Source organism: Bariatricus sp. TF06-38A (genome assembly GCF_027690675.1).
Taxonomy (GTDB): Bacteria; Bacillota; Clostridia; order Lachnospirales; family Lachnospiraceae; genus Allocoprococcus; species Allocoprococcus comes.
The window spans coordinates 32010-43875 of sequence record NZ_JAQFCE010000028.1 but is presented as its reverse complement, the minus strand read 5'-3'; the positions used below and the strand labels follow the sequence as shown (position 1 = coordinate 43875).

Genomic DNA, 11866 nt, shown 5'->3' with positions numbered 1-11866 from the left:
TTTCATGTTTGTCAACAACTTTTTTAAATTATTTTTTGTCGCTTTTTATTTTTATCAGCGACAACCTCTATATAATATCATGTGTATCTTGTTTTGTCAACACATTTTTTGAGGTTTTTATTTTTATTTTCAAAGGCTACCTTACATCCCTTATTATAAATAAAAATCCATCACTTTTCCGTGACAAATTTTTATAATACCATTATCAGTTTCTATTGTCAAGCCTTTTATCTCAACATTGTTGCAATTTTCATAATTATATTATTATCATATAAAAAACTAAGAATCTGATCTTCTCTGATCATTCCCATTGCCTGCTTTCCTATCGTTGTTGTATACAGAAGCGTAATTACGATAAACAGGATCCCTACTATAATAAATGAAATCGTCGACCCTACCAGAACTCCTGCCAGCCTGTTCAGAATTCCCAGAACCGGAAGTGCTGTCACAAAATCAAGCGCAAACACAACCGCTCTTATCACAATGGTTGCAAACAGGAATGTTACCAGAAATGCGACAATCTCGATAACCAGCTTTGCAAAATATTTGCTTACATATTCCGCAAATGTCGTTACCCCAAGCTTCTGATAAACTTCACTGTTATTATTTTCCAGAAGAAGATTCTTAAATACATCCGGAAGATCTGCCCCCTCGATTGCCACTATCTGCATTTGCTTTGGAACCTCAGCCTCCATGATCGACTGCTCTGCCTCTTCCGTTGACACATGTCCATCGAAGATATTTGGTGAAATTCCATACTGTTGCAGCATCTCATCTGACACATTACCATTTACAATATCTTCCACGGTAATTCCTGCTGCTTCCAATGTCTGCTCAGATACACCTGCCGCTGAGAGGATTCCCCGTACCTGCTCTTCCGTAAATCCCGAATTTGTATCCGCTTCTCCCGCGAAGGCTTTTGTCATCGTTTTTATACACTGCTGTTCTACCATCTCATCAATCGGTGTAAGCGAATAAATTGCTTTGCTGACATACGGCGTTGCAAAATACACAACCGCCAGCGTAAGGATCGTCGCCCCAAGCGATACAGCAATCCTGACAGCACCTTTGGCAAATCCTACAATGGCTCCTATTGCTATAATGCCCCCGACAATTACCAATAAAATATTTACTTCCATACTCTACTCCTATTTTACAAGCCGTACCTCTGCAAGTCCGTCTGCATTCATCACTAGGTACTTATTGATTCCGAAAATCGGAATTACTTCTTTTATCTCATATTCTGTCGTTCCTTCAAATTGCTTCACACCAAGCTTGGAATAAATCAGGCAAGAAGTCCCATCATACATGATAACATTTCCATCTGCAATCTTTACATTTCCATATTCCCCGGTAAATGTTTTAGATAATTTCTGATTTCCTTCCATATCATACAGGCGAAGCTCATATTCTCCGCTTTCTTCTTTCAGTATGAACCCAAGATATTCATCGTCATGGAAAAAGCTTTTAATCTGCTTATCCAGCTTTACTGTTTTAGAAAGCTTTGGCTTGTCCGTTTCCTTATAGATCATAAACGACTGATCTCCGACCAGAACAGACTTCTTCTCATCTATAAAAAACGAAGTCGGAACAATTGTGTTTTTGTAAACATCATCAGCAACCTGATATTCTTTGTTTGCTTCTTCTGTATTATCAAAATTCAGGTATCCGACTCTTGTTGCCTCGACACCATCCGCTACACACAAATATGAAATCTGAAGTCTCGTTCCGTTCGGCGAAAGTGCGATTCCAATCGGGTATCCGGTTCCGGTAAGTGAAGCTCTGTGCTCTACCAGTACATTTCCTGTCGCATCATAGCACACAACCATTGGTGAATTTTCGTTATTTAAAATCGTACTGACAATTCCATTTTCCGCAACAGCTATCTTCTCGATCGGATAATTCGTATGGATTTCTCCCTTCGCGCCTTTTTCATCCATAACATAAATATCATTTCCACCGCGCTCTGCGACCGCCATCGCTTTTCCCGACACATTGATAACCGGATCCTTAATCTGATAAGACTGGTTCCACTGCTCTACACCTTTTTTATTGATATACGCAATTCCATCCCGTCCGTATTTGAGCATTCCGTCTGCATATTGCAAATATTTCAGATCACTTGATTCTGTCTCTTTATTTTTATAGCTTTGCAGAGTCCGTAAGCTTGTATATGTCTGCAATTTCACAAGCAGATAGCTGCTGATCAGCGCAAACACAAACGCCAAAATCGTTACCGCCGTCTTTATTCTCTTTTTTACTTTGTACGCCTTTATCTTCTCTTCCAGGTTTTCTTCCGGATCACGTACCTTTACTATCACATCCATAACCTGTCCTTTTCCTGTCGTTAGTTTGTTGTTAGTATACCACAGTTTTTATTCATATGTACAGAAAACTACGGCAGAATCAATTTCTGTCCGATAAAAATCAGGTTTCCGTCCGACAACCCGTTCATTCTGCAGATCGCATCTACATGTCCACTGTCCCCGTATACTTTCTTGCTGATTTTGGCTAGCGTATCGCCTTTTTCTACAATATAAATATCTTCACTCATTTCCTGCATTGTGCTCATCGAAGAATCATCGACCTTTTCTTCCTCTGTCGAAGCAGAATCAGAGCCCTCTCCCTGCTGTGGCATCGGATCCTGCTGTTCCTCTGTCTGCGGATCATTCGTCTGCTCTGACTGAACGGTATTCTCATTTTGTTGCTCATTTGCTGCTTTTACTGTGCCACTGGTTTTCTGCGTTTTTTCCTCGCCCTGCTTCATGATCGAATTACGTATAAATTCCAGGGATGACTGGACACTTTTCATTTTCCCATAATTGTTCAGGGTTGTCACACCCATGATCAGAACCACAATTACCAGAAACACGCTCGCCACGTATGTCAGCCTGGAAGTTTTCTTCTGTTCCTGCGCCTCAAATCTTTCTTTTACAAGGTTGCGAAAGTCTTTTGCAGCCTTATCTTCCACAACTTCACTGGGTGTCACGCCAATCTTTTTCCGTGCCGTAATCATATAACTCTGCATTGCAGCATTTTTTTCATAATAAACATAATGCCCGCCAATCTGCATCAGCTCTTTATATTTGTAACAATAATACTGTTCTTCCACCTCTGCATTATCTTTTAATATGAAAATAGTATTTCTTTCGGAAAAATATTTTTCATGGGTATTGAATATCTTCGTATCTATCACCATTCGCACGCCCGGTCTGCAGAGCATCCAGCCAATCATCGTACCCTCTTCAAAATATTCCTTTTTCTCCTGCTCTGCTTTTTCAAAATTCTCCTGTGAAATGATTTCATTTTCATCACCGGAAAATTCCATGCAGATCGCGCCAAAAATATAGAGACACTCCTGTCCTTCTGTTACTTCTTTTTTACCGACCAGAAATGCACCTGCCTGTTCCTTATCTGCTTTATCACAAATCTGATTCAGAAATGTATCTACATAATCTTCCACGTAAATCTTCGGAGTATCACTCACATTTCCTATCTGACGTACATTTTTTGGAAATTTGTTTTCCATAATACTCTCACCTCATTCTGCATATTTTGTAGTTTAGGCTATCGTATCATATGGAAAGCACACTTTTTATCGCTTTGTGTCTACTAAATAGGAAAATCGTTCGACAATCCTGTCCATTCCCCGTTTTTTCTTTATCGGATCGCTCTCCTTCCGCTGTGCAGTCTCAAAACTGCCGCAATACTTGTCAGCAAGTGTCGTAATCCATCCTTCTTTTGTCCGCGGCACAGAAAAAAGTGTGACCGGCCACATATGGTTGATGATAATATCCCGTTCGATGCTATTCAGATCAAAAAATTTCTCTGCGTTCATGAGCGCTCTTTTCGGATGTGTCATCCCATGAAAATGATCCCCTGTCCGCTTTGCATGGGTATGCCAGTCGTACAAAAACAAATCATGCAGCATTCCCGCACGCGCTGCTGACCTTGCATCCAGTCCAAGTGCCTTACACCAGATATAATTATAGTAAGAAACATGAAGACAGTGCTGATAACAGTTTGTCACTCCATGATGCGGATAAAGCTTCATTCTCAGCACTACCGGATGGGTTGCAATATCTTTGATGCATTCATAAAACTGTTCAAATTCTTCATCCTGCTCCTCCGGTGTTTTATTTTTCTTTTTTAATTTATCATTTAATTCAGTTATCGTTTTCTGTAATTTTTCCATTCTGGTTACCCTCTTTTTTCTGCCGTGTTTCTTTTCCCGGCATACTTTAAGTATACCAAAATTTCTTTTGTTCCACCTCATTCTTTTCTAAAGAATTCCTTATGATTTTGTGATGTTTCTGTGATTCATATTGTTTCTTTCAAATTCCTGGTATAAAATAGGGCGGAACAAAAATGAGGAGGCTGATTGTAACATGAAACAGATTTATGAAGACCTGTCAGACGATACTGACTTTGATATCATTGATCTGGATGACGTACCGGATCGGGATACCGTAAAAAGGCGTAAAAAGAAATCTCAAAGAGATGTAAATAAAACCAACAAAAGCGAGGACGTAAAAAAGAAGGAACACTCTTCCACCGAAGATCCTTCAGAGAATTCACGAAAGGCGCGGTCTAAAAAAGCCCGGAAACGTACTTCCGGAAACTCTGGAAACGGCAGTTCAAAAGCTTCCGGGAAAAAGCGTTCCACTCCATCCGCTTCGATCATCACCACTCCGGTGAAAAAGACCGTGCAGACCGGCGCAAAAATAACCGGCAAACTCCTGCAGACCGGAGCCCGTGGCGTAACGCTTCTGATGATCGCCGTAATTGCATTTAATATTTTCAAGAATTTCTGGAGCTGTTATCCGGTATATGGTTCACTTGCCACAGCGGTAAATGCCAAGAATTATACGCTCGGTGCCTTCCTTGGCGTCGCAGCATTTCTGCTGATTATGGAGATTATTTTCTTCCTGTGGGCACTGACCGGACCATGTGCTTATGGAGACAGGGGAACAAAACGTGTCGATACCGGACGGGGGCTTTTCTCTTTCCTGTTCATCGGTATAACTGTAATTGCTGCCGGAATGTTCTGGAATCTGATTCCTTCTTCTCCATCACCACTGACCGGTCTTGCCGGCGGTCTGCAGCTGTATGGAAGTCTGAAAGGAATCCTTCTTCCATTATGCGGAATTGGACTTGTAAGCTGTATTATACGGAAAATATTTTCCTAGAACGGGAAATATGCCACTCTCAAAATATAACTGGTTATAGTACCACTGGTCTGGTGCTGTATCCTTCCCACTCCCACAGCGGATCAAGAACTTTCATCCATAACAAAAATGCCAGTCCCGATTTACACCGGTTCTGGCATTTTTATTATAGATTCTCAAAATCCTTTTTTATTATTTTACAAATGCTTTTACTTTTTCGCAGATGCCGTCTGCATCAAGTCCGTATTTCTTGATCAGTTCAACTGCCGGACCAGATTCCCCGAACGTATCCATAACACCAATCTTCAGAACAGGTGTAGGAAGTTTTTCAGAAAGCACATCACATACAGCACTTCCAAGTCCACCGATAACAGAATGTTCTTCTACGGTAACAACTTTTCCTGTCTCTTTTGCTGCTGCAACAATAAGTTCTTCATCAATAGGTTTGATCGTATGAATATTGATTACTTTTGCATCGATTCCGTCTGCTGCAAGCTTTTCAGCTGCTGCAAGAGATTCGCTCACTTCAAGTCCTGTTGCAACGATTGTTACATCTTTACCTTCGCGAAGTACGATTCCTTTTCCGATCTCAAACTTATAATCCGGATTATCATTGATTACCGGCACTGCAAGTCTTCCGAAACGCATATATACCGGTCCCTGATGTTCATATGCTGCAAATACAGCTGCTCTTGCTTCTACATCATCTGCCGGGCTGATCACTACCATACCTGGGATTGTTCTCATAAGAGCGATATCTTCGTTGCACTGATGGGTAGCACCATCTTCACCAACGGAAATACCTGCATGTGTAGCACCGATCTTAACATTGTTCTTCGGATATCCGACAGAGTTACGAACCTGTTCGAATGCACGTCCTGCTGCGAACATTGCAAATGTACTTGCAAACGGAACTTTGCCTGTTGTAGCGATACCAGCTGCAACTCCGATCATGTTGCCTTCTGCGATACCACAGTCGATAAATCTTTCCGGGAATGCTTTCTTAAACATTCCTGTCTTTGTAGCTCCGGCAAGGTCAGCATCAAGTACTACTACATCATCATGCAGTTTTCCAAGTTCAACTAAAGCATTACCATAGCTTTCTCTTGTTGCGATTTTCTTTACTTCTGACATAATGCTTCACCTGCTTTCTCTAAATCTTCCATAGCGATCTTGTATTCTTCATCATTCGGAGCTTTTCCATGCCATCCAGCCTGGTCTTCCATGAAAGAAACACCTTTACCTTTTATGGTCTTGGCAATAATAGCTGTCGGCATTCCTTTTGTTTCTCTTGCTTCTTTGAAAGCAGCTGCAATCTGATCAAAATCATGTCCATCGATATTGATTACGTGGAAGTTAAATGCTTCAAATTTCTTGTCGATCGGGTATGGTGAGTTAACTTCATCAATACGTCCGTCAATCTGAAGGTTGTTATTATCTACAATTACTACCAGATTGTCCAGTTTTCTGAAGCCTGCTAACATAGAAGCTTCCCAAACCTGTCCTTCCTGAATTTCTCCATCTCCAAGAAGTGTGTATACACGATAGTCATCATTACTCAGTTTTGCAGAAATAGCCATCCCTACTGCTGCTGAGATTCCCTGTCCCAGAGATCCGCTTGACATATCAACACCCGGGATGTGCTTCATATCCGGATGTCCCTGAAGGTAAGATCCTGTATGACGAAGTGTCTTGAGGTCTTCTACCGGGAAGAATCCTCTGTGTGCCAGTGCAGAATAGTATCCCGGAGCTGTATGTCCTTTGGAAAGAACGAAACGGTCGCGGTCTGCTTTCTTAGGATCCTTAGGATCGATATTTAACTCTTCAAAATATAAATATGTGTAGATGTCTGCTGCTGACAGAGATCCGCCCGGATGTCCGGATTTGGCAGCGTGTACTGCTGTCACGATGCTCTTACGGATTTCATTTGCAGTTTTCATAAGTTCTGACTTGTTCATGAAAATATGCCTCCTGAAATAGTTTATTTTTAGTCACTTTGTCGGAAGCGCAAATTGATGCTCTTCCGACAGTAAATTATTCCGATTGTAAATTTTATTCTCCGAATACTGCTTTGTAATCAGCCTGGAATTTTGCGATACCAGCATCTGTAAGCGGATGATGTGTCATCTGTTCAATTACTTTGTAAGGAACAGTTGCAATATCAGCACCTGCAAGTGCACATTCTGTAACGTGCATTGGGTTACGGACGCTCGCGCAGATGATCTGTGTATCAATATCTCCGGCCGCTGCAAACATCTCAGCGATTTCTTCGATCAGTTCTGTTCCACGTACAGAAATATCATCCAGACGTCCAAGGAACGGCGATACATATGTAGCCCCTGCTCTTGCTGCAAGAAGTGCCTGGTTTGCTGTGAATACCAGTGTTACATTTGTCTTGATTCCTTCAGCTGTAAGAGCTTTACAAGCTTTCAGTCCTTCTACAGTCATCGGAATTTTAACTACCATGTTCGGATGGATCTTAGCGATTTCTCTACCTTCTGCAATCATACCTTCTGCATCAGTAGTTGTTGCTTTTACTTCTCCACTGATCGGTCCGTCTACGATAGATGCGATCTCTGCGATAACTTCTTTAAAATCACGTCCCTCTTTTGCGATCAGTGACGGATTTGTTGTAACTCCGCAGATAACTCCCATATCGTTAGCTTTTTTAATGTCTTCCACATTTGCTGTGTCGATGAAAAATCTCATTTCGTTTTCCTCCTTATGAACATGAAAATTCGTATTTCCCGTTATCAGGAATCTCTCTTTTTATCTGATTGCCTGACTTGGTTAAATTATATCGCAATTTACTCTGACAGGTCAATAGCCATATGTTTTTATTAGTAATTTTTCACGTTAATATTAACTATTTTATTAGTAATTTTTTGATGCCGTTTTTGGATAATTCTTTATTTTATAGCGTTTTCAGAGACATAAACTATGAAATATTACTAATATTTTTTGAATTTAAACTAATTTTTCCCTTTTTTTGTTTTCGCATAAGACGTCGTTCCACGCACGATCAGACGAGGTTCATATTCTACATGGTAGGTGCTGATCGGCTGGATCTCTGAATACTGGCTGTTCTGAGAAAGAATCTTTTTCATAATGATATCACAGGCATCCCGCCCTTTGAAAACGACAAAATGCTCGATCGTTGTCAGCGACACCTTATGCATCTTTGCAAACAGTGTATTATCACATCCCATTACGGAAATATCTGCCGGAACTTTATATTTTTCTTCGTGAAGTGCATCCAGGATTCCAAATGCGATCATATCATTTAATCCGACGATCGCAGTAATATCATTATGTTCTCTCAAAAGCTCTTTCGTCAGATCATATCCGATCTTATACTCCGAATCGATATTCGGGATGCTCATATCGATCGACTCATTTGCTGCCTTGATGATCACATTGTCTTTTAATCCAACAGCATCAAATTCTTTCAGAAATCCTTCCACCCTTTTGGAGCGCTGCTTCTGTCTGGTTGTAAGAGGTGGTGCAATATACGCTACTTTCCGATGCCCCAGATCCAGAAGATGCTTTGCCATCATCCTTCCGAGTTTGGAATTATCCAGTTCCACTGCATCTACATTCAGATGCTCATTCTGGTTATTGATAATTACGATCGGAATTTTTTCTGCCAACTCTTCTATCGTATCCATAAAACAATGACTTGGATTGCAGGTATAGATAATGCCAAGCGGTTTCAGCTCATGCATCATCCTGAGATACCGCTCCTCCATCTTCAGATCCCTCTGGGTATTGCACACAAACAGTCCATATCCCTGCTCCTTTGCACGGGATTCAATCCCCTGAAGCAACATAACATAATAAGGGTTCGTGAGGTTGGAACAAAATACGACGATCAGTTTTTCTTTCCTGCTTTCTCTGCGTGTCTTTCTTTTCGGTACTTCGTATCCCATCTCTTCCGCGATCTGTTCCACTTTACGGATCGTTTCTTTTGAAAATGATACATTATATTTTTTATTCAGGATCATGGATACCGTTGCCTGCGACACACCTGCCGCATGTGCGATATCCGAAGAGGTTACTTTCTTCTTTCTCATATCTTTACTTCTTTCAAATGCATACGTTTCCAGCACTCCTCGCAGTCCTTAAGTCACGTTAAGTCACTTAAAGTGCTGTACGTCCTTCCAGTGCACGCAGAAGCGTCACTTCATCAATATATTCCAGATCGCCGCCGACCGGCACGCCGCTTGCGATCCGGCTGACCTTGATTCCTGTCGGCTTGATCATTTTGCTGATATACATCGCAGTAGTCTCCCCTTCCAGGCTGGAATTGGTCGCGATGATCACTTCATCCACATCCCCCTGAAGACGCTCCATCAACTCTTTTAGCCGGATATCTCCAGGTCCGATCCCAAGCATCGGGGAAATTGCGCCATGAAGTACATGGTACACACCGTTATATTTTCCAGTCTTTTCATAAGCTGCAAGATCTCGGGAATTTTCCACAACCATGATCGTCTTATGATCCCGCTCCTCGCTGGCACAGATCGGGCATAATTCTTTGTCAGTAAGCGTGCAGCATTGCTTGCAGTATCTTACATTATTTCTTGCATCTACCAGTGTCGCTGCAAGCTGTTCTACCTGTTCCTTCGGCATATTAATGATATGAAAAGCCAGCCTTCCGGCTGACTTTGCTCCGATACCAGGCAGTCTTGATAATTCTTCGATCAGTTTACTGATCTGACTGCTGTAATAATCCATCTTTTACACTCCCGTTCTAGAACATTCCCGGCATTCCGCCAAGTCCGCCAGTCAGCTTGCTCATAGCGGAAGTATTTGCCTCATCGACCTGACGAAGTGCTTCATTGACTGCTGCCATGATCAGGTCTTCCAGCATCTCTACATCATCCGGATCCACAACTTCTTCCTGAAGTTTTACTTTCTGGACTTCTTTTTTACCGCTTACGGTCACTTCTACAGCTCCGCCGCCTGCAGTTGCTGTAAAACTTTTCTCTTCCATCTCTTTTGCCTGCTCTTCCATCTGCTTCTGCATCTTCTGAGCCTGCTTCATTAAATTTGCCATATTTCCCGGCATTCCGCCTCCTGGAAATCCTCCTCTTTTTGCCATAACTATAAATCCTCCTAATTATTATTCATCTTCAATCGTGATCTCCATATTGATCACTTTTTCTATATCCACAAAACTGTCTTCAAAATGGCGTCCGTTCTCCACCTGACGCACATCAATCTCCACAGTCTTGCCGATTTTTTTCTCAATCAGATCTTTTAATTCCTGCTTATGTTCTTCGCTTCCTACCACGCTGGCGCTGATCTCATCCGGCAGAACGATCAGAAGTCTGTCCTGATTGTCCACGCTGAGTCTTGCCTGCTTCAGATAGCCTCTAAGCATTCCTGATGCTTCGTTTGCAATCTTCCGGAAATTGGATGTCACCTGCTTTACATCTTCCTTCAGTGCTTTCGGAAGCTGCGGTTTTGGCTGTGGCTTCGGTGCTTCACCATTTACATAAACAACCCTCTCCTGCGGCTGCGCAACTGCAAAACTTCCTTCTTCTACCTGCTTTTCCAGTGCACGGATCCGGTCCAGAAGACTGTCCTTCGTACTCTCCATCTGCGGTTTGCAAAGCTTAATCAGTGTTACTTCCAGAAGCACTCTTTTCTGTGTTGCGTATTTGAGCTGATTTGTCAGCTCGGAAAAAATACGGATATACCGGAGCAGCACCCCGGATTCGATCATCTGTGCTTCCTCTTTCAGCTGCGCCAGATTCTCCGTCGATACATCCAGCACATCTTCCATATTATCCGAAGTTTTCACCAGAAGAAGGTTGCGCAGATACCAGGTAAAATCTGCCGCAAGCTGCGTCAGTTCTCTTCCCTGCATCACAAGCTCTTCTACGGTAGCAAGTACCTTTCCCACATCCTGGCTAATGATCTGTCTGAGAAGCCGGCTGAACACATCCGTATCCACCGCGCCAAGAACCTCAAGAACATGATCGTAGGTCAGCTTCTGTCCGAGGTAAAACGCAATGCACTGATCCAGAAGACTTAATGCATCTCGCATGGATCCGTCCGCCGCTTTCGCAATATAGCGGATTGCTTTTTCTTCTACCTCAACTTGTTCTTTTTTCATCAGTTCATCCAACCGCGCTGCGATCGTATCGATCGTAATACGCTTGAAATCGTAGCGCTGGCATCTGGATAAAATCGTGATCGGAATCTTATGTGCCTCTGTCGTTGCAAGAATAAAGATTACATATTCCGGGGGTTCTTCCAAAGTCTTTAACAGAGCATTAAATGCACCTATTGAAAGCATATGCACCTCATCGATGATATACACCTTATATCTTCCCTCCGTCGGACGGTAGGATACCTCTTCCCTGATCTCACGGATATTGTCCACACCGTTGTTGGAAGCCGCATCGATCTCAATGACGTTCATGGAAGTACCGGCTGCAATATTTTTGCACATGGTACATTCCCCACAGGGACTTCCGTCTACCGGATGCTCGCAATTGACTGCCTTTGCAAAAATCTTCGCTACTGTTGTCTTTCCGGTTCCTCTTGTGCCACAGAACAGATATGCATGTCCGATCCTGTCCGCCTTTATCTGATTCTTCAGCGTTGTGATAATATGATCTTGTCCTTTTACGTCTTCAAATTCCGCAGGACGGAATTTACGATACAGGGCAGTATATGACATGTTA

12 protein-coding genes are annotated in these 11866 nt (G+C 42.3%); 1 reads left to right on the top strand and 11 read right to left on the bottom strand.

The window, feature by feature from the left end:
• Nucleotides 1–227 precede the first annotated feature (227 nt).
• The 4 genes from PG418_RS16290 to PG418_RS16275 form a co-directional block, all read right to left on the bottom strand.
• Nucleotides 228–1139 (bottom strand): CvpA family protein, encoded by a 912-nt coding sequence (locus tag PG418_RS16290; protein ID WP_270475703.1) that lies wholly within the window; start codon nucleotides 1137–1139, stop codon nucleotides 228–230.
• Between the two features lie 9 nt (nucleotides 1140–1148).
• Complete coding sequence (locus PG418_RS16285) at nucleotides 1149–2327, bottom strand: DUF5711 family protein (RefSeq protein WP_347002801.1); 1179 nt, start codon at nucleotides 2325–2327, stop codon at nucleotides 1149–1151.
• A 68-nt stretch (nucleotides 2328–2395) separates the two neighbouring features.
• A complete protein-coding gene (locus PG418_RS16280) occupies nucleotides 2396–3529 on the bottom strand; it encodes a LysM peptidoglycan-binding domain-containing protein (RefSeq protein WP_412391687.1) in 1134 nt (377 codons plus the stop codon).
• A gap of 66 nt (nucleotides 3530–3595) precedes the next feature.
• Complete coding sequence (locus tag PG418_RS16275; protein ID WP_118219350.1) at nucleotides 3596–4195, bottom strand: HD domain-containing protein; 600 nt, start codon at nucleotides 4193–4195, stop codon at nucleotides 3596–3598.
• Between the two features lie 193 nt (nucleotides 4196–4388).
• Between PG418_RS16275 and PG418_RS16270 the strand changes: the two genes are divergently transcribed.
• Complete coding sequence (locus tag PG418_RS16270; RefSeq protein ID WP_446821131.1) at nucleotides 4389–5189, top strand: hypothetical protein; 801 nt, start codon at nucleotides 4389–4391, stop codon at nucleotides 5187–5189.
• Nucleotides 5190–5360: 171 nt separating this feature from the next.
• Here the strand turns inward: PG418_RS16270 and PG418_RS16265 are convergent, their stop codons facing one another.
• From PG418_RS16265 to dnaX, 7 genes are all read right to left on the bottom strand, one after another.
• Nucleotides 5361–6302 (bottom strand): transketolase family protein, encoded by a 942-nt coding sequence (locus PG418_RS16265; protein WP_195196580.1) that lies wholly within the window; start codon nucleotides 6300–6302, stop codon nucleotides 5361–5363.
• A complete protein-coding gene (locus PG418_RS16260) occupies nucleotides 6290–7126 on the bottom strand; it encodes a transketolase (protein WP_008370961.1) in 837 nt (278 codons plus the stop codon). The genes PG418_RS16265 and PG418_RS16260 overlap by 13 nt, the downstream gene beginning before the upstream one ends.
• A gap of 94 nt (nucleotides 7127–7220) precedes the next feature.
• Nucleotides 7221–7877: a fructose-6-phosphate aldolase gene (fsa, locus tag PG418_RS16255; protein ID WP_008370963.1), complete on the bottom strand. Its 657-nt coding sequence runs from the start codon at nucleotides 7875–7877 to the stop codon at nucleotides 7221–7223.
• Between the two features lie 263 nt (nucleotides 7878–8140).
• Entirely contained in the window at nucleotides 8141–9241 is a 1101-nt protein-coding gene (locus tag PG418_RS16250) for a LacI family DNA-binding transcriptional regulator (RefSeq protein ID WP_044998858.1), read from the bottom strand.
• Nucleotides 9242–9308: 67 nt separating this feature from the next.
• Complete coding sequence (gene recR / locus PG418_RS16245) at nucleotides 9309–9905, bottom strand: recombination mediator RecR (RefSeq protein WP_498837692.1); 597 nt, start codon at nucleotides 9903–9905, stop codon at nucleotides 9309–9311.
• A 16-nt stretch (nucleotides 9906–9921) separates the two neighbouring features.
• On the bottom strand, nucleotides 9922–10272 hold the full coding sequence (locus PG418_RS16240) for a YbaB/EbfC family nucleoid-associated protein (RefSeq protein ID WP_022220696.1): 351 nt from the start codon (nucleotides 10270–10272) through the stop codon (nucleotides 9922–9924).
• Between the two features lie 21 nt (nucleotides 10273–10293).
• Nucleotides 10294–11862, bottom strand: coding sequence for a DNA polymerase III subunit gamma/tau (dnaX, locus tag PG418_RS16235; RefSeq protein ID WP_008370974.1), 1569 nt, complete (start codon nucleotides 11860–11862; stop codon nucleotides 10294–10296).
• Nucleotides 11863–11866 lie beyond the last annotated feature (4 nt).